Raw genomic sequence first — 19,394 nt, 5'->3', positions numbered from 1 at the left:
GGCGATATCGTGCCACCTCGAGAAGATGAAGAAGAGAAATAAAAATTAATTGTTGCTATTTAAGCGTGAGAAACGCTCTGCACGGGTGCTAATTTGCTTTTGGATACGCTCATCATACTGATTAATAAACAAGTTAGTAATCAACATATTAATGACAGTTAGCTGTGAAATTTTTGAGCGAATAGGGATAATCCGCGAGATATTTTCGGTTGATGTGGTATGTAAAATGGTTTCTGCCAAGGAAGAGACTGAGCTTTGCCCCATCTTAGTTATGGCGATAGTTGGCACCTGTAATTCACGGGCTAATGTGAGTAACTTAATGCACTCGTGGTTTTCACCTGAATGGGAAATCACAATCACCAAGTCATTTTTATCTAATGTATTCACGATGCTAAATTGAATACTGTAGTCGAGGTGGCAATTCACGTCTTTTTTAATTTTAATGAGTTGATATTCAAACTCTTTTGCAACTAATCCACTGCTACCTGCGCCGTAAATAACTATTTTTTTACTTTTGCTAATCAGCGCATTAGCCTGTGCAAATGCATTAAGATTCACTAAAGCACAGGTTTCTTCTATCGATGACTTTTCGATTTGGCTGACTTTAAAATTCACCGTTTCCATCGAATCATTAATATCAATATCTTCTTGTAGCAGCGTGCCGTATGATTTGTTGTTTATCGATGAAATTAAATCAATTTTTAGCTCGCTAAAGCCTTGGTAACCAAGCTTATGGCACAGGCGCAAAATAGTGGTAGTGCTGACTTTGTTTTCTTGTGCCAAAGATTGAATGCTAATACTTTGCATGTTTTTTTTATTAGCAATAATGTATTCAGCGACCTGCTTTTCCTTGGTTGATAGGCTGTCTCTGGCTTCCCTAAGTTTTAGATCTATCATCGTTCACCTTGCTAATAAATTGAAAATCGTTATCTCAGCGTGATCCTACCATATCTTAAAAATAGCGAAATGATGACTTTTCTTTATTGTGCGCAAGTGAATAACAATGGGTGATTATTTACATTTAGGAGAAAAATAATGAAAGGGTCCCTATTGCTTCACAACAGCAAAACAATAGGGATGGACTTGATATTAAAGTGTGACACCCATTTTGAAAATGGCTAATTCACGAAAATCGTTGATTTCATTTTTGGTTTGTTCGCCATTGACGATTTTTACCACAAGCTGAATAAAATCAGCCAGTAATTGATCCATGGATTTACCGTTTAACAGTGCGCCTGCGTTAAAGTCAATCCAGTGGGGTTTTTTCGCCGCTAACTCATTGTTTGTCGCAATCTTTAACGTTGGTACGAAACCGCCATACGGCGTTCCACGACCAGTGGTGAATAACACCATATGGCAGCCTGCAGCGCCCAATGCACTGGTTGCAATGGCATCGTTACCTGGTGCGCTCAATAAGTTGAAGCCAGGTGTTGTCAGGCGTTCACCATATTTTAAGACGTCCATTACTTGGCTGGTTCCCGCTTTTTGCGTGCAACCAAGGGATTTTTCTTCAAGGGTTGAAATACCACCTGCTTTATTACCTGGTGATGGGTTTTCGTAAATAGGTTGGTCATGGGCGATAAAATACTGTTTGAAATCGTTGATCATTTCGACCGTTTTTTCGAAGGTTTTCTCGTCATGGCAGTGGTTCATTAAAATTTGTTCTGCGCCAAACATTTCAGGTACTTCCGTCAATACAGTCGTCCCATTATGGCTCACTAAAAAGTCAGAAAAACAGCCTAATAGTGGGTTTGCAGTGATCCCCGATAGCCCATCGGAGCCGCCACATTCGAGGCCAAATTTCACTTCACTGAGTTTGCCTGCAACACGTTTATCTTGCCTAACAAGTTGATATAACTCATTAAGATGCTCAACGCCTGCTTCAATTTCATCTTCTAATTGTTGGCACACCATAAACTTAACGCGGCCTGCATCAAATTCACCGAGGGTCTCTTTAAAGGCTGCAACTTGGTTATTTTCGCAACCAAGTCCAATCACTAATACGCCCCCTGCGTTAGGGTGCTTGACCATATCTTGCAAAATTGTACGAGTGGTTAAGTGGTCATCCCCCAATTGGGAGCAGCCTAAGGTATGGTTGTATAAATACACTCCATCAATATCATCAGGGTTGCCATTTTGTTTTTGGAATCGCTCGATCATTTTGCGGGCGAGGGCATTGACACAACCCACCGTTGGGATCACCCAGATCTCATTGCGAATCGCTACTTCGCCATTGGCTCGGCGATAGAGTCGGACATCAGGATCAGCCACGGTTGCAGAAATTGCATTATGCTCAGGGTGATATTCATAATCATTTAATGCGCTAAGATTGGTCGCGGTATTATGGGTGTGCACATGCTCCCCAGTGCTAATGTCTACGGTGGCGTGGCCTATTGGCGCCCCATATTTCATGACATTTTTACCTGTTTTAATGGGGGTTAAGGCAATTTTATGGCCGCGGCTCACATCTTCTTTCAATGTAATCGATTGATCTTCAATCGTGAATGTATCCCCAGCGAACCTATCGATTAGTGTGACGGCGACATTGTCATTAGTGTGTATTTTAATTATTTCTTTTTGCATGTTTTGCTCCCTGAGCGGTACATCGGACTGAAAAGATCAGTAGGGTGACTATCTTCAATTTTGCTGCCTAATTTTCATGCATTATACGATCTGGTTTATAACTTTGAAAGGTGTTATACCAATTTTGTGGTGAAATTATTTCTTGGCCATATTCTTGCTTCCCCATCATTGAGTTATTTCGTTATACTAAAGCCATAAAAGCATTGCCGAGTTAGGCCATACTGCAAAAGGAGAAAATCATGAGCTCAGCTGAGAGCGAACCGCGCCTGTACCAGCAAGTGGCTGCACTGGTTAAAGAACGTATTGAAAATGATGAGTACCCTGTTGGCACTAAACTACCCGCAGAAAGGCTATTGGCAGACGAAATGAATGTCAGTCGCACAGTGATCCGCGAAGCTATTATCATGTTAGAGGTGGAAGGATATGTGGATGTTAGGAAAGGCTCTGGTATACATGTTATCAGCAATCGGTCTAATAACTCTGTCAATACTGAGGGCGGCTTGGAGTTTAGCCGCTGTGGGCCGTTTGAATTATTGCAAGCAAGGCAGTTGATCGAAAGCCATATTGCGGAGTTTGCAGCGACTCAAGCCACCAAAGAAGATATTTTAAAACTGCTTGAAATTCAAAAGAATGCGCGTAAAGAGGACCGTTTTCGTGACTCAGCGTGGGATCTGGCATTTCATATGCAAATTGCGGCTTCGACCCATAACAGCGCGATGGTGGTGATTGTCGAACAAATGTGGAGCCAGCGGTTACTTAACCCGTATTGGTTAAAACTACATGAGCACATCGATAACCGCTCTATTGAAAGTTGGTGTGATGAGCACGACCAAATCTTACAAGCGTTAGCCCGTCGAGATCCAAAAGGCGCAAGGCAAGCCATGTGGCAGCATTTGGAAAATACCAAAAAGATGCTATTCAACGCCACTAGTGATGACTTTGAATTTACCATGGATCGCTATTTCTTTGCGGATAGCCCACCCGTTGACCAAAGCGACTAGCTAGTCTTCATCATCCTCTGAAATTTGCTTTAATGCGGGAAGGTTGACTAAGACAATTTTCCCGTATTTTGCATCAATCCAGCCTAATTTTTCCCATGCTACCAAGCGCTTATTGATAGTTTGGCGAGTGGTATTAATAATGGTCGCAAGGTCATCTTGAGTAAGGTATAGACTCAACTGAGTGCCTTTTTCATGGGGTTCTCCATATCCTTCCGCTAAACTCAGGAGGCGCTTTGCAAGCCTCGCCGAAACAGAAAGTAGGGCGCTGTCATTGATAATGGTGAACGCATTGCGAATTACTTTACAGAGCAGAATATTCAAAAACTGATAGAAAACAGGATGTTTTTCCAAGATCAGAGAAAGATCTTTTGGGGAAATGGTCAGCAAGATTGTTGGGCTAATGGCTTTTGCATCGTGGGTACGCGCCGATTTATCTAACATCGCAATTTCACCAAACCAGTTGCCTGGGGACAGGTAGCGAAACACACATTCACGTCCATCGGTGGAGATCGAACTGACTTTTACTGAACCTTGGATGACCGCATACAACCCACGAGCGGGGTCGCCTTGGTAATGAACCATCTCACTATCATTATAAAAACGCAGTGTAGCGCACTCCATTAGCGCACTAATCAAATAGTTTGGTAAGTTACTGAACCAGCTATTGGTTTGTAAAACGTCTAGCACATCATCATGCGTCATAACTAACTGACTGTTTTGTACAACAATGTTCATTTGAATGCTCCCTGCATGAATCGCGAACTTTATCATGGCATTGGGTGGGGTTATGTTCAATCATGAACAACAGCAACAGGTAATTCAATGGGTTTGATCTAAAAATAGAAAATCCCGAGCCACCAAAGATGACTCGGGGGAGCTCACATCAATCGAAATTAATCTTCAAATTTCTTTTCGATGCCGAGTTTTTTTAATGTGAGGATTAATAGGCCCCCGATAAAGGCGACTAAGGCAATGAAATATAAGCCAGCTCGTGCGGATTCAAAGGTGGTTTCTGCCCAGACCCTTAAGTTTGGTGCCACAAAACCGCCTAAGTTACCTACCGAGTTAATTAAAGCGATACCCGATGCCGCTGCCGTTCCGCCTAAATAAGCCGATGGGAAGCTCCAGTACAACGGTTGCATCGCTAAGTGACCCGCAGCAGCCACACACAATGCAATGATGGCAATCACTGGGATGCTATCGAACAAGCCAGATACAGCAATCCCCGCAGCGCCTAACATAAAGGTAATTGCAGCCACTTTACGGCGTTCTTTTAAACGCTCAGAAATACGGGGTACATAATACACTGCGATAGCGGCACATAATGGTGGAATTGCTGTCACAAAGCCGACCAACACACCCACTTTGCTACCTAGCAAGGTTGCGATTTGTGTTGGTAAGAAGAAGTAAATGCCGTATCCACAGACCTGAACAGTGAACCAAATCAAGCACAGGTACAGAACGCGCATGTCTAGCAGGGCACTCAGCGCACCTTTCGGGCTGTGGCCTTTTTTCGCGTCTTCTTCTAGTGCAAGTTTTGAAGCAAGGGCATTTTTTTCATCATCTGTCAGCCATTTTGCTTTTTCTGGGCGGTCATCAAGGTAGAAGAATACCCAGATCCCGACAAGAGAAGCTAATAAACCTTCCACAACAAACATCAATTGCCAGCCGTATAATCCGAAAGCAAAGGATGAGCCCTCCAAAGCAAGCAATGAGCCTGATAATGGGCCACCAATAATAAATGCTAATGGCGCACCAAACAGGAAGTAGCCAGTGACTCGTGCACGGATATTTTGTGGGAACCAGAAGGTTAAATATAAAATAACCCCAGGGAAGAAGCCTGCTTCACTCACACCGAGTAAAAAACGCAAAACAATAAACGTGGTTTCATCATGGGCAAACATCATTGCCGCAGAGATTAATCCCCACGTGACCATGATGCGTGATAACCAAACTCGCGCCCCAATGCGGTATAACAAGATATTACTCGGTACCTCAAACAATGCGTAACCGATAAAGAAAATCCCTGCGCCGAATGCATAAGCGGCGTCGCTTAACCCTGTTGTTAGCTGAAACTCTTGTTTAGCAAAGCCAATATTTGAGCGATCTAGGTAAGCTAATATGAACATTAATACCACCATTGGTATTATTTTTCGTATCGCTTTGCTGGTCGCTGATGATAAGTGGTCAATATTGGTGGACATGGTTCACCCCAGTATTTTTTATAAGGTAATGATGTTATCTATTCATTTTTATTACGTGTTTAGCCCACCACTGAGAAATCAGCAGAGTAGAGTATAGAGCTATTAAATAGGTAATTTAAATGAATAATTCTTGTTATATATTTCCCTTTCCTTTGCTGTGAATAATTAAAATATCAGGAAAGGGATTTTTATTATTTCACGTTAAATTTTGCTAATGCTTCTGGTTTTAACGTTGTTCCTGCGCCTGGTGCGGTTGGGGTGCTGTACACACCATCAACCACTTCCACGGGATCAACAAAGCAGTCCAGTGTCCATGGAATAAATTCCAATAATGAACAGGCAGGGTGCGCCATCACGAGATGCAACTGTGCTTGCATCATATCGCCATGGTGCGGAGTGACTGGCAGGTTAAATGCCATACCTAAGTCGGCAATTTCCCATACTGCGGTTAAACCACCACAACGAGTTGCATCGGGTTGTAAGTAGTCAACAGCGCCAGCGAGTACAAATTCTTTAAATGAATCATTGTGATATAGTAATTCACCTAAAGCGATTGGCGTATCCATATAAGCGGCTAATTGCTTATGGCTCGCCACATCATCGTGCCACAGTGGTTCTTCAAACCATTTGATATTGAAATCATTTAAACGGTGGCCATATTGTTTGGCGATGCTGATATCCCATTTACCATTTGCATCAACCATTAAGTCAATATCGTCGCCGATTGCGTTGCGAACAGCTTCGATACGTTGTAAATCTTCGCGCGGATCAGGTTTACCAATCTTCATTTTTATCGCTTTAAAGCCTTCTTCGAAGATCATTTTTTTACAGTCATCGACAAGGTCGTCTTGGCTGCGAACTAACCAGCCGCAGTCGGTATTGTATGCATTGACTTTATTATGTTTAGAACCACCAAATAATTGCCACAGAGGTTGCTGAGCGGCTTTGGCTTTTAAATCCCACAGTGCGATATCAATGGCGGAGATAGCCATTTGCATTAAACCACCACGTCCCACCCAAATATTGGTTGAGCTACGAGTAAGTTTACGGTGCAAATAACGCACTTCGTTCGGGTCTTCACCCAGTAACATTGGGCCAAAAACATCTTCAATAATGGTGGTAATTAAACGGTCTGTTGTAATATCTGCATGTGTGCCAGTGTGGCCATAGCCCACTAAACCGCACTCTGTTTTAATCATCACACCAGGCATCCCCCAGTGGGTAATGCTGTGGGTTGAATCGCCAATCAGGTCATTAGTGACCGGAACGTGCATGATAAAGGTGCTAATTTCTTTTATTTTCATTGCTATTCCCAAGTGTTGAAAAGTACTTGAAAGTCAATCTAGCAGTGAGAATTGGAATTAACTGTCAAATGATTTACAGATTGTGCCAATGCCGCGTTTTTAAATGATAAATATGAGCTAGATCTCTTTATTTTGTATGATAACTCATAAAAAAACTTAAAATTGGTATAACAACTTTATTTGGAACACTGAATTTTGAAAAGGAAAGTTTGAAAAGTGAATAACAATGTCACTAATTTATTGTTTTTAATTAAAAATAAAAATTTTTATCAAAGTATAGGGTTACTTATTGAGTAGGTTTAGAATAATTACGGTAAAATTCAGCGGATGATGGATAACAAATGTGTAAACGATTTTTTTTGCTGTTTTGCGTGTTATTTGTAAATTCAATTTCTCAATCGTTAGCGGTTGAGATAAGCAATACCGACGATTGGAAGCTTGCAGATATTCCGCCTAAATTAGTACAAACGAAAGAAAATGAAATTATTTTTTCGCTCATAGCAGGTGAAATGAGAGCAGTCGCTGAGTTAAATGCAGACCATGGTTTTTACGCTTATTCCCCTGCAGGGGACTATTGTGCGCTGCAATTCGGCAATGATTATGCCTTTGTTAAAACTAGCTCTTTTGCGAATAAAAAGCCGCGTTATGCACCAGATGCAGACCGACTCAATGATTTGCAAAACCCGATTTATGATTATTTGGTTACGCATCAAAAAACCCCAGTTTACCGAACAACCGACAGCAATAGCCCACAAATAGCTTCTTTGTGGGATAATTTGCGCTACCCTATTTTGGCTCGCATGATTAAAACCGATAAAGCGGGTGAGAAGACGGCATGGTTAACTATTCGCCTTGGAGATCGTTTAGGGTATGTGCGTTTACAGGATGTCGCATTGGATAAAGGTATTCCTATCTTAACGTATCACCATATTTTGCAAGATAGCGAAAATAAACACTTTCGCCACACCTCGACGACGACATCGGCTAAGGCATTCAGTGAGCAAATGAATTACCTGAAAAATGCAGGTTACCAAACGTTGTCCCTAGAAGATGTGGAAGATTATTTAAATCAAACGGCCAATCTGCCAGGCAAAGCCGTGGTACTCACCTTTGATGATGGTTTGAAGTCGGTTTACCGCTATGCGCTGCCTATTTTAAGGCATAACCAGCAGCAAGCGACGTTATTTGTGATTTCTTCACGGATTAAAACACAGCCGCAAAAGTGGTCGGCTGACTCATTACAATTTATGAGTAAACAAGAAATTAAAGATAGCCAAGATGTATTTAACATTCAGTCCCACACACATTTTTTGCACCGTTTGGATAATCACAACTCTCCCATTTTATTTAGCCGAAAAGAACATACGATTATGTTGGATTTTAAACGATCGATGAAGATTTTGAGCCACTTCGAGCCAGATCAACGTTATTTAGCTTACCCGTTTGGTGGCTATAACGCATCGGCGATGGAAGCGGCGAAAGAGGCTGGGTTACATCTCGCGGTGACGACGATACAAGGAAAAGTGAAGCTGGGGGATAACCCATTTGCCTTAAAACGCTTATATGCGTTTCGTACCGATCCACTGGATAAATTTGCCCAAATGGTAGGTAACAGCGAACAAAACGTTGTGAACCAAAATATTATTGTTGATAAGTAGCTAGCCCTTCGTAACGCACTGAGTTTTATGCTCTGAAAACTCAGTGCTCATCGAGCTGTTTGCCTGACCCCATCTCTTTTAAGAAACGCTGCTGATACACAAACAATTCTTTGGCACTAATACAGTGGTAATCCATTGAAAACTGCTTTGCGGTTTGCTCAATAATTTTTGCCAAAGCAGGGTAATGGCGATGATTCCAGTTGGGAAATAAGTGGTGAGTCAGATGAAGGTTTAGCCCGCCTAGCCAATAGGTTAGCCAGCGTGGTGTGGTTTGCCAGTCATAAGTGGTTGAAAATGTGTGGGTATAAAAACCATGAGGCATGTTTCCTTCTTTAGGCGGGGTATAGAAGGTGGCTTTTGCCCAATGGGTGCCGAGTATTAGTACAACAAATATTAATGATGCAAACATTTGGCTGAGTACGTAGGTCAAGAGCAGCGTGCCAAGGCTGATATCGTGCAAAACGATTGCGGGGATCACAATGGCCATCACCAAATGCAGTAATTTTGCCATGATAAACGCCAATATACCTTGCTGCCCTTGATGACGCATATGGGGCGCTACGCGGGTAAAGTGAAACCTGTCCATCCAATCAAAAAACCAAATGAGTGCAGGGAATGTCATTGCTGCAATCAATGGCCAATACAGGTGTTGGGCTCGCATAAAAGGATACCAACGTTGGTAAGGGGTTTGGCGTAAAACAAAATTCTCTTCAATATCCAAATCGTAATGGCGAATATTGGTATGAGCATGATGAAAAATAATATGCCGCACGCGCCAACACTCAGGGTCTAAGCCAAGGGGAATGGTGATCCAAAAGTTGAGCCAATAATTGGCTTTGGCGTGTTTAAAAATCGCATTGTGTGAGGCGTCGTGTACTAAATTAATGGCCAATAATAAAGCGAAGCAGACAAAACAGGGGTAAAAAACAAAAAAGGCCCAAGGTGTATCGAGTAACAGTGCCGCGAAATAACTGCCTAAACAGCACAATAGCAACACGGCGCTTTTGGCATAAAAACGTCCGTCAGCAAATCGATGATCGGCATTATCATGCAAATATTGTTTAGCCGCTTTATTCAAGGCTTTTTGGAAGTCTTGATCATGGCGGTGCTGGTAACTGAGTGGCCTAAGCGGTTTAAGCGACATTCGCCACCACTATCGGTTTTCGGCCAAACCCAACTAACATCAATAAGCTGTGCAACCACAACGCACTGGTAAAAATGACCCAGAAGGCTGTCGTCCATTTCCAAATAAATACCACACAAATCAGTAGTAAGCAGGCGATAAAAAACCAGCTCATTAACCCTGATTTTCGCCCATCAGAAATCCCTGATAATGCCACGGTTCCTAGTGCCAAAAGCACAAATAAAACGACTTGTTGCAGCGTAGTGCCTTGGTAGCCATAACCGTAAAGGTAGACATAGCCGATAACTAGGGAGAATAAGAGTAATGTTCCCATTACTAAGGCAACTTGGTTTACGCGAAATAGCGGCGTTGGTTTTTGTGCGGGTTTACTGGCACGTTTAATCATCCGCCAGAAAGGTAAGTTACTGTCAATAAAGGGGTTTTCAGAGGCTGGAGTACCTTTAATACCAAAATGATGTTCAGTTTCAGGGAGTTTGGCAAACGTACCGAACAGCTTATCCCAAAAAATAAAGCTTCCTGCAAAGTTGCGATTGGAATAATGCCCTTCTTTGACGTGATGAACGCGGTGGTGCTGCGGCGTCACCATAAATTTCTCTAACCAACCCAAGCGCGGGATCAGGGCGCTGTGGTTAAAGAACTGAATGGTATAGTGCAAAATCGACACAGTAAGGAAAACCTCAAGCGGAATGCCCATTAACGCTAATAACATAAAGAAGGGGATTGATGTGAGTGATGAATACCACGAATTTCTCACCCCTAACGACAAGTTATAATGCTCCCCTTGATGATGCACAACGTGTACTGCCCAGAGTATTCTATAAGTATGGTGCAATCGGTGGAGCCAATAGAAGCCGAAGTCCCACGCTAAGATTGTAAAAACCCAAACTAAAATTGTTGGCCAGTTTTCAACAAGGTCGAAAGAGTAGTGAGTGACCACAAACCCATAGCAAAAAATCTCTAACCCTCTAAATAACCACAACATAATATGGCCAGAGTTCAGGTTGAACACCAATTCTTGCCAGCTTACCGTACCCTTTTGTGTTTTGGCGATCACTAAGCCTTCTGCGACGACGATCGCTAACATAAAAATAATGGGAAAGGTTAATTCATTCATGAGCGTTTTCTCTCTAAGCGGTATTTTGCAGCGTGGACAACCCACAGCGCGCAACAAGCCGTTACTGCTCCAGTGACAACATCAATAAACAAGTGGCGTTTTAACACCAATACGGACACGCAGATAGCGGCGGCCCATAAACAATAAGTTAATGTGCGAAATTTATATTTTACTGACCATAATGCATTCAGTACCACAAGAGTCAATGAGACATGTAGAGAAGGTAATAAATTTTGTGGGCTATCGATATCGATCAATGCCGATAATGCATGACCAGAAAATGTTGTTAAATCATATTCATGGTACAGCATCGTGGTGGGATACAGTAAATAAACTGCGCCAGAAACCAACGCACACAATTGCATGGCGAACATTAATAAACGGGCGCGCTCAATGGGGCTGCAAAAATAGCCTAGTGGAATAAATAAAAAGAACGACAGATAAAACCAAACTGCATGTGGGGAGAATGGCACGATGTTATCAACGGCACTTGGGCTTAAGATATTGGCATTCTCAACAATTTGCCCTGTGTAGTTGTACACAATGCCAACGGTTCCCCAGCCAATCAAACAATAGGTTAAGCGCTGGAATAAGACGTTGCTTGTCATTGCGGTTCCTTGCGGGTAATGCGGCGTTTTTTGATGGAAAGTGATTGTTCAATAGGTTTAGCTAATAATTCCCAATGTAACTGCTGAATATCCACGCGTTGACTGGCTAAGTAATTTTCCAGTTGTTGATGGCAATGAGCAAGTTCTTCTTCACTGCACTCGGCTTGCAAGCATAAATGGTAACCTTGTTGGGTAAGCCGAAAATCCGCAGTGAGGGGTAAATTATTCACGATGACTCTCGCACAAGGATCGGCAAAAATTGTGGTCATATTACCTTGTTGATCAGTCAGTTGCAGTAAGTCATCACAACGTCCTTCAATACGTTCAATGGCAAGTTCTGGAGAGCCACAAGGGCACGGCGCTTGTTTGACCACCAATACATCATCAAGCTGATAACGCACAATCGGCTGTGTTTGGCGGGTAAAATCGGTGATTATCGGCGAAAACCGTGTTTCATCTAACCAATTAGGTTCAATATGCAGGAAAGACTCATTTAAGTGCAGCGTGCCATGTGAGCAGGTACAACCCAGAAAGCCTTCTGTGGCTTGGTATACCTCGCCCACTTGTGGAAAACAGCGCTTAAGCTTCTCTTTGTCTTGTTGTTCAAGAACTTCTGCCACTGAAATCACTTTGTGGGTGGTTAGCTGGATTTGCTGGTGGATAATGGCATCAGCAATGGCACACAACACTTGTGCAGGTGCGACAATAATTGAGGGTTGATAGGCTTCAAGGGCGGACAGTTGCTGCTGAAAATCCGCAAACAGGTCGTAAAACCGTAAGGATATCCAGCGGTTATTCACGCTTTCATACAAATTATTGTTGGCACGTAAAAAGAGGGCAACTCGCTCACCGTGGAATAGTCCCTTGGGCAACATTTTAGCTAACATGCTGCCAGACCAGATACTTTGTTCCTGTGGGCTCACCACGAATATGCCGCGCCGCCCTGATGTACCAGAAGATAACCCAACGCTATAACGGCCAACTTTTGGGGCAAAATCACGCGATTGCTCACTTTTCTGTGCACATTCGAGAAGCATTTGGCTTAAGAGGCCAGCGGTATTCATTTGGTCAAAATTTTCCATCATGATGGATTTGTTCATAATAGGAAATTCATGTAGAGGGCGGTCGATATAGGCACGAAAATAAGGGCTTTTTGCCAGTATTTTGTGTTTAAATTGAGCCAAACGCTTTTGCTGGTAAGCCTCTAAATCTGTGCGGTTTTTGAATGACAAACGGCGTGCTCGCCAATAGTGCCAAAGCATCGACAATATCACTGTAAATCACCTTCATGGCAGAGCTGAATAACAATATTTTGCTTATCAATTTCATGCAATTTATTCAGTGTTTCATAATACGCTTGTTTGTCATCCATGATGATATTAGCGATAGCCATCGGGCCCCGTAGTTCACGGTAATTGGTGGGCGACCATGCCGCATCCCCTGCAAGCAGCACCCATCCTGCCTCCGTTAACACGCATAAGCCAATATGGCCTGCTGCGTGCCCTGGGAGTGGCACAATTAATAAGGTTTTTGACTTATTCACAGCAAAGCCTTCACCGAGTATTTGTAATTCACAGGGGAGGGCAACACGTTCAAAGCCTTCATAAAATACGGTTCGCTGTTCAAAGTCATCAGGTAATAAGCCGCGAACAAACGCACTTTTCAGGGCGGCAAAGCCCGTTAATGGACGTGTTTTTGCCCAACCATCACCAGAACAAATAATTGGCATCTCGGGAAAATCGCGCAGCCCTGCGATATGGTCACCGTGGAAATGGGATAAAATCACACCATTAATGTCCTTCGGTTTAAGTCCGTCGCTTGCCAGTTGATTGACTAACGCATCTTTGCTTTCGAAATAAACAGGAGTTACCGTACGATAGAACCGCATGATGCCTTTGCGTGTATGATCATAAAAATGGGTGGCATATCCCGTATCAAATAACCAACGCTGATTTTCGTCTTCAATCAACCATGCACGGGCAGGGAATTTGCAAGACTTAAAACTGGCACCTTTTAGGGCCACACAGCCTGGATGTGTGCAGTACCCAACTTCATATTGGTGAATGGTTAACATCAATTCTCCTGCTGTTTTAGCCAGTTAGCGGTTAAATGAATTCCTTGCTCCATGGAATATAACGGGTAATAACCTAGTTCTTGTTGGGCTTTTTGGTTATCAAGCGTCATGGTGAAATAAGCTGCACCGAGGCTATAACGGGTGAGAAGCGGCTCTTTTCCAGTGAGATGGCTGATGCCCTCAAGTAACACAGCAATGCTATATAACAGGGGATAAGGTGCGGAACGAATTTCACACTCGAGTTGAAGCTCATGGAAAAGTTGCTGCAATGTGTGTTTTAGTGCTTGCGGCTGTTGGTTGGTAATATTATAGGTTGCGCCGCTTTGTAACGCGTCTTTATGCGTGGCCAGTTGCATGCTGTGAACCACATTCCCCACATAGGTTAAGTCAAAATGGTTATTTCCCCCGTTAGGAAGTACTAACTTACCCTGACGAGATTTGATTTGTGCCAATAGCCTCGGCAGTAGCACGCGGTCATGAGGGCCAAACAACCCACGAGGCCGCAATAGGGTATAGCGGGTATTGGGATACTGCTTAACACATTGCTGAATAGCTGTTTCCGCTAAATATTTTGTTCTCGCATATTGATTGGCGAAATGAGTATTCTGGGTGGTTTCTGTAATATCACGTTGATGGGTGAAATTGAAATAAATGGCGGGGGTCGAAATATGAATAAAACGTGCTATTCCTAGCTCGCCAGCTGCGGTGGCTAATGTGTGAGTCGCATGAAAATTAACACTTTCAAAATGTTGGCGCTTGCCCCATGGTGAAGAGAGTGCCGCACAGTGCCAAATGGCATCACAGCCAGTCATCATCTCTTTCGCTTCTTGCAAAGAGAGCTTTGCCAGTTCACAAGGGGCAAACTCAGCACCCATTGTGATTAACTGTTCTCCTGCTTGTGGATTTCGCCCGCAAGCGACAACGTCAAAACCTCGCCCCAGTAAGTACTCACTAGCATTTCGGCCAAGCCCACTTGTGGCACCTGTGACTAAGATTTTCATGGCACTAATACCATGGCACACAGCGCTAAACCTGCGGCAGTACCAATTAACATCACATGTTGTTTTTCATAAAAACGGTCTGTGATAATCGCTTCGTGCAGTGCCGATGGAATCGATGCTGCAACTTGGTTACCTCGATGGCGATAGATATCAATGAGCTGATCGGATGTCACGCCAACACGTTGACGCATGTGTTCTAACGATAAATGGCTCGCTTGGTGGGGCACGACAGTATCAATTTGCTCGAGTTGTAAGTTTGACTCGGTGAAGACCCGCTGCATAAATTCTTCAATTAAGGCAGATGCCATGCGGAAAAGTTTTTTACCTTGCATATGAAACAGGAAATCATCCTCAGTCATTCCTGAACGTGGGTTTTTCCGTGTTCCACCTGCGCGAATTTCACAAAAATCAATCCCGTCAGTGTGTGTAGTGTGAGTGTAAGAAAGAATGCCACTGGTGCCATCCCCTTTTTCAACAATCACACACGCTGCACCATCACCAAAAATGAGCGATGATTCCTTATCTTGCCAGTCGATGCCCCGTGAGGCTATGTCAGCAGAGACAATGGCTATTCGTTGGTATTGGCTTGTCGCTAACATGCCCGCAGCCACTTGTAGCGCAGTAATAAAGCTAATGCAACTGGAGTTGATATCAAAGCAGGCAATACCATCATTTAAATTTGATTGTTCAAGGATGTGGGCAGCAGAGCAAGGTAATGCCTGAACAGGGATCGCTGAGGCGTTAATCAGCATATCAATACTTTGTGGTGATAACTGATTATGCTGTAATGCATTTGCAATGGCCTGTGCAGCCAACTGTGCTTGTGAATCAGTATTATTTGCATGATAGCGATATTCGATACCTGAATGTTTCTCCACAAACCCTTTTGTTTTATTGAATTTTTCATCGAGCATAGAGGAGTAAATTTTGTTTTCAGGCAAAGCAACGCCAGACGCGATGATTTTAAGTGGAGCAATTGACCTATTAGCGGACATATATAAAGTGCCTATCTAACCAAGATAACAACAATAAATATCAGAGTTCATTTATTTAATATATAGGAATTACGGAGTTCTTCTTATTGCCTATCGCTCACGGGGTTTCATGCATTTCATCAATCAAAGTGCGGAAAGTGCGTTGCCATGCTTTGGGTAATGAAGCCTGCCAAACGACATCGATTTGCCAATTTGCTGCCTCACAGTGGTGAAGAGGAATAAAGTGGATATCTTCTTGTGCAATATATTTTGCACTGTAAGGAATAAGGCTAACGCCCACTTTGGCGGCAACCAATGCAATAAGCGTTTGTATATCGCTGGCCTCTTGTAAGGGAGAGATATGTAACTCTTCCGATTGCAGGTAACGCTGAATCTGTTGGTAAAGGCCAAGGCCGCGCTCTGCACGTAACATAAGCAATGGATATTGTGTTAAATAATCCCGTATCGAATTATGTTGTGCGTATTCGCGTGATATAGCGAGGGCTAAAACTTCCGTTTTTAAGGGTTGGCTAATAATATTTGTTATTGAACCATGGGAGACACGGCGAGTGAATGCAATATCTAATTGATGAGTAAGAAGATTCTCTCTCATTATATGTGATGGCATATCGTCCAACACAATGGCAACGCTAGGTAGTTTCTCCCGTAAGTGAGCAACAAATAAAGAGGCCTCTTGAAAAGATGAGATCCCAAAACCGACATTCAAAACTTTAGGGGGCTCTTCCTTGATCGTCAATGCTTGATTCAATAATTCTTGTACGTGGTTCAGGACTAATTTTGCATGGGGTAGCAATGTAAGGCCATGCTCTGTCAGCATTGCGCCGTGGCGGCCTCGTTCAAATAGCCGTAAATTGAGTTGCTCTTCTAATAACTTAATTTGCTTTGTTAATGCAGGCTGGCTTATGCATAAGCGTGTTGAGGCTTCTTTGAAATTTTTTGTATCCGCAAGAGTAATAAAGGCGCGAAGAAGTCGGGTATCCATATTTACCTCTTACAGAAAATGATAAACGCTATAGTATCTATATAATGAATAAACCACTATAGCATTCGCTATTTTACAGGGACTGATTTATTTTTTGATAAAAGGTGTTGCTTGAGATGCGAAACGAACCTGATGAATATCTGTTTCGTAACCCATTGTAGTATTAAGAATTGTGTAGAGTTCGGGACGTCGTCCCATTAACCAACGTCTCCCATTGGAGTTGGGGAGTAAGTTAAGGTCTAAATCAGCGATGACCATGTCATTTTCAGTGGCAGTCGTTTCTTGAATAATGCGGCCATAAGGGTCGATTATCATCGCATTTCCTGTTCGAACTTCGTCGTCGTCACGGCCAACGCCATTACTAAACAGGTAAAAAACACCGTTATCATGGGCGCGTGAAGGTAGCCAGCGTAATAACCAGTTTCGACCATTTTCCCCTTGAAATGCATCGATCAGTGCTTGTCGGTCTTGTTCTCTGTTTTCCCATAAATGCAGTGGTATGCGCTTCATACCATACGGGCTACTGGAGTTTGTTCCACCCGTTTGATGAGGTGCAAGGATAATATCAGCGCCAAGTAATGCAGTAGCTCTCGGGTTTTCAATCAGATTATTATCCCAACAAATCAATATGCCGACTTTGACACCCCAGGGGGTGTCAAACACCGTGTAGTTATCACCGCTTTGAATAACTGGATGCTCAAAGGCATGCAGTTTTCGGTGCGCATATAACTGCCCGTCAGGCATGCAAGCGACCCAGGTATTATAACATTTACCATTGAGGCCTTTTTCAATGAATCCAACGCCAATAAGCATATCTAATTCGATGGCACGTTGGCGAATAGGGGCTAATGAAGGGCTGTCATGCAAGATTTCACTGAGTGCATAAACGTCTTCATCAGACAGTTTTGGGACATGCCAATACCCAGTAATACACATTTCAGGGAATATGAGCATTCTGACCTTTTTTTGTGCAGCTTGCGTAATGAAGTTGTGGATACAGGCTAAGTTGTAGTCTTTATTGCCTGCTTGGTGTTGGAATTGCACCGTTGCAGCGCGAAGTAATGGTTGTCTATTCATCAATATCTCCTTTATTAGCAAAATAAAAACACGTTATTTTGAAAAAAAATAATGAGTTATTTTTCATTTTAATAACCATTGGTTATCGAAATGGAAAAACTAGTCGAATATCGATGATTTAAATTGAGTGAAAAAGTTGAAATGCATTATATTCTTCGAAAAAAAATCTCTTATTAGGTGGAATATTCTTATATAATCTGCAGGGATAAAAAATAACTTATTGATTAGCATTTAGTTATTTAACTAAAAAGCCGTAAAAGGGCTTAATTAGCACTAAAAAAGTACTCTATTCTTGTGATTAAGCGCTTAATTTCCGTCTAGACTGAGCTGGTGAATATTGTTGTTACTAGATCATCGAAGTTTTTTTACCTAAAACAGGGTGATTAACTAAGTATAAATACCTGTTTTACACTTTTTCCGTGAGCTAATTACTCAATTATTATGTTTTATTTTTGTTACTAGAAAAAAAACGTCTAATTTCATTAATAATATTTATCACTTGGTTACAATTTGTAGCAAATGTAACTATATGTTAAATAAAAGGTATTTTAGTCGCTTGGTGTGACCACTTTACTTAAAATGGCATTATTTAATGATATCGTTAACATTCCTGCTTAAGGGCGCGATAATTTGCTAGATTTACGTATTTAAAATGAGTTACCTTCTCTTAAATCAATTTTCTTATATCTCGTACTCGTTTAATGAGTTAATGAGATTTCCTGTATATTTAATTTTAAAAAACCATAAAAATTAAAATACCATTGAGAGTGGTATTTTTGATATAAACTAAAATAATGTAAATTAAAAATTAATTTACCTATTTTTTATGTAAAAAAGCTTATTAATCAAGATGTCTATTTTGAATAGTAAATATTTAATCACTAAGTTAAATAATCTAAAATAAACCTGTATTTATCTAAGTTACCATTGTTAATGGTAATCTATATTTACTTAAAATAAATCAAAAGGTTAGTTGTTGTTTTTCTAATTATTCTATATTAAAAAATTTAACTTTATTGAGTTGTTTTTCATTGGTCACTATTTAAATTTGAAATACTCTAATATTGATAGGTTTCTCTGGCTTTAATCTATTTTATTGATCGTTATAAACAGTTTTACTTTTATATCTTCAAATTTATAATTAACTCAAATTTCGTGTTTTAATTGATTTGCAATATTTTAATTTGCATTTCAAAAGATAAATTTTTATGTTCTAAAGGTTTTTGATCTGTAATATAGTTTAGCCGTTTAATATTTTAAGTTTGTTGGGCTATAGTTGATGATAAATGTAAATCGTATTGTAGGTAGAGAAATAAGAAAAAGAAGAAAGCATTTAGGTCTTTCTGGCATTGAGCTTGCAAATCTTGTTGGTGTAAGTCAGCAGCAGATCTCACGCTATGAAAGAGGGGAGTGCAACATTAATATCGAAAATTTGCATGTATTAGCTAGTGCTCTAGAAACAGAGATGATTTGTTTTTTTATTGACGATGTGTTCTTAAATAAAGAAAGTAATTAACTAAGAAAGTTAAGGATATTCTCATATCCAATATAAAAATAATATAAAAATAAATTCAATTAAATAAAACTAATTTATTCCTTAATTAGAGGGATAAATGTTATTTTTACTATATCCTCAGCAAAAAAATATC

General features: G+C 41.4%; 17 protein-coding genes. 3 read left to right on the top strand and 14 right to left on the bottom strand.

Annotated elements, in window-relative coordinates:
- Positions 1–45: 45 nt before the first annotated feature.
- Both M1F05_RS18325 and M1F05_RS18320 read right to left on the bottom strand, forming a co-directional pair.
- Positions 46–897, bottom strand: coding sequence for a MurR/RpiR family transcriptional regulator (locus M1F05_RS18325; protein WP_206083409.1), 852 nt, complete (start codon positions 895–897; stop codon positions 46–48).
- A gap of 192 nt (positions 898–1,089) precedes the next feature.
- Positions 1,090–2,583, bottom strand: coding sequence for a UxaA family hydrolase (locus tag M1F05_RS18320; protein WP_206083410.1), 1,494 nt, complete (start codon positions 2,581–2,583; stop codon positions 1,090–1,092).
- A gap of 239 nt (positions 2,584–2,822) precedes the next feature.
- On the opposite strand from M1F05_RS18320, the gene exuR reads away from it, so the two are divergent.
- On the top strand, positions 2,823–3,584 hold the full coding sequence (gene exuR, locus M1F05_RS18315; RefSeq protein ID WP_206083411.1) for a transcriptional regulator ExuR: 762 nt from the start codon (positions 2,823–2,825) through the stop codon (positions 3,582–3,584).
- On the opposite strand, the gene M1F05_RS18310 is transcribed toward exuR, so the two are convergent.
- The 3 genes from M1F05_RS18310 to M1F05_RS18300 all read right to left on the bottom strand — a co-directional run bounded on the left by M1F05_RS18310 (position 3,585) and on the right by M1F05_RS18300 (position 7,092).
- Entirely contained in the window at positions 3,585–4,319 is a 735-nt protein-coding gene (locus M1F05_RS18310; protein ID WP_241016810.1) for a Crp/Fnr family transcriptional regulator, read from the bottom strand.
- Between the two features lie 158 nt (positions 4,320–4,477).
- Positions 4,478–5,788 carry an MFS transporter gene (locus M1F05_RS18305; protein WP_206083413.1) on the bottom strand — a complete coding sequence of 437 codons (1,311 nt, stop codon included), beginning with the start codon at positions 5,786–5,788 and terminating at the stop codon, positions 4,478–4,480.
- 191 nt (positions 5,789–5,979) lie between these two features.
- Complete coding sequence (locus tag M1F05_RS18300; protein ID WP_206083414.1) at positions 5,980–7,092, bottom strand: mandelate racemase/muconate lactonizing enzyme family protein; 1,113 nt, start codon at positions 7,090–7,092, stop codon at positions 5,980–5,982.
- Between the two features lie 341 nt (positions 7,093–7,433).
- On the opposite strand from M1F05_RS18300, the gene M1F05_RS18295 reads away from it, so the two are divergent.
- The gene (locus tag M1F05_RS18295; RefSeq protein WP_206083415.1) at positions 7,434–8,750 is read left to right on the top strand and encodes a polysaccharide deacetylase family protein; all 1,317 of its coding nucleotides are present in this window, start codon (positions 7,434–7,436) and stop codon (positions 8,748–8,750) included.
- 40 nt (positions 8,751–8,790) lie between these two features.
- On the opposite strand, the gene M1F05_RS18290 is transcribed toward M1F05_RS18295, so the two are convergent.
- The 9 genes from M1F05_RS18290 to M1F05_RS18250 form a co-directional block, all read right to left on the bottom strand.
- Positions 8,791–9,894 carry a fatty acid desaturase family protein gene (locus M1F05_RS18290; protein ID WP_206083416.1) on the bottom strand — a complete coding sequence of 368 codons (1,104 nt, stop codon included), beginning with the start codon at positions 9,892–9,894 and terminating at the stop codon, positions 8,791–8,793.
- The gene (locus M1F05_RS18285; RefSeq protein ID WP_206083417.1) at positions 9,884–11,008 is read right to left on the bottom strand and encodes a sterol desaturase family protein; all 1,125 of its coding nucleotides are present in this window, start codon (positions 11,006–11,008) and stop codon (positions 9,884–9,886) included. The genes M1F05_RS18290 and M1F05_RS18285 overlap by 11 nt, the downstream gene beginning before the upstream one ends.
- Complete coding sequence (locus tag M1F05_RS18280; RefSeq protein WP_206083418.1) at positions 11,005–11,616, bottom strand: phosphatase PAP2 family protein; 612 nt, start codon at positions 11,614–11,616, stop codon at positions 11,005–11,007. The genes M1F05_RS18285 and M1F05_RS18280 overlap by 4 nt, the downstream gene beginning before the upstream one ends.
- Positions 11,613–12,878 (bottom strand): F390 synthetase-related protein, encoded by a 1,266-nt coding sequence (locus M1F05_RS18275; RefSeq protein WP_206083797.1) that lies wholly within the window; start codon positions 12,876–12,878, stop codon positions 11,613–11,615. Before M1F05_RS18275 ends, M1F05_RS18280 begins: the two co-directional genes overlap by 4 nt.
- Positions 12,879–12,886: 8 nt before the next feature.
- Positions 12,887–13,690 (bottom strand): MBL fold metallo-hydrolase, encoded by an 804-nt coding sequence (locus tag M1F05_RS18270; RefSeq protein WP_206083419.1) that lies wholly within the window; start codon positions 13,688–13,690, stop codon positions 12,887–12,889.
- Entirely contained in the window at positions 13,690–14,691 is a 1,002-nt protein-coding gene (locus tag M1F05_RS18265; protein ID WP_206083420.1) for an NAD-dependent epimerase/dehydratase family protein, read from the bottom strand. Before M1F05_RS18265 ends, M1F05_RS18270 begins: the two co-directional genes overlap by 1 nt.
- The gene (locus M1F05_RS18260) at positions 14,688–15,686 is read right to left on the bottom strand and encodes a 3-oxoacyl-[acyl-carrier-protein] synthase III C-terminal domain-containing protein (RefSeq protein WP_206083421.1); all 999 of its coding nucleotides are present in this window, start codon (positions 15,684–15,686) and stop codon (positions 14,688–14,690) included. The genes M1F05_RS18265 and M1F05_RS18260 overlap by 4 nt, the downstream gene beginning before the upstream one ends.
- A gap of 97 nt (positions 15,687–15,783) precedes the next feature.
- Positions 15,784–16,668, bottom strand: coding sequence for a LysR family transcriptional regulator (locus M1F05_RS18255; protein WP_206083422.1), 885 nt, complete (start codon positions 16,666–16,668; stop codon positions 15,784–15,786).
- An 87-nt stretch (positions 16,669–16,755) separates the two neighbouring features.
- Positions 16,756–17,745 (bottom strand): nitrilase family protein, encoded by a 990-nt coding sequence (locus M1F05_RS18250; protein WP_206083423.1) that lies wholly within the window; start codon positions 17,743–17,745, stop codon positions 16,756–16,758.
- A gap of 1,279 nt (positions 17,746–19,024) precedes the next feature.
- Between M1F05_RS18250 and M1F05_RS18245 the strand changes: the two genes are divergently transcribed.
- Entirely contained in the window at positions 19,025–19,261 is a 237-nt protein-coding gene (locus M1F05_RS18245; protein WP_206083424.1) for a helix-turn-helix domain-containing protein, read from the top strand.
- Positions 19,262–19,394: the final 133 nt, after the last annotated feature.

Origin of the sequence: Providencia sp. PROV252, from assembly GCF_033676005.1 — a bacterium.
Lineage (GTDB): Bacteria > Pseudomonadota > Gammaproteobacteria > Enterobacterales > Enterobacteriaceae > Providencia > Providencia vermicola.
The sequence above is the reverse complement of the archived record's forward strand: the minus strand, read 5'-3'. Positions and strand labels throughout refer to the sequence as shown.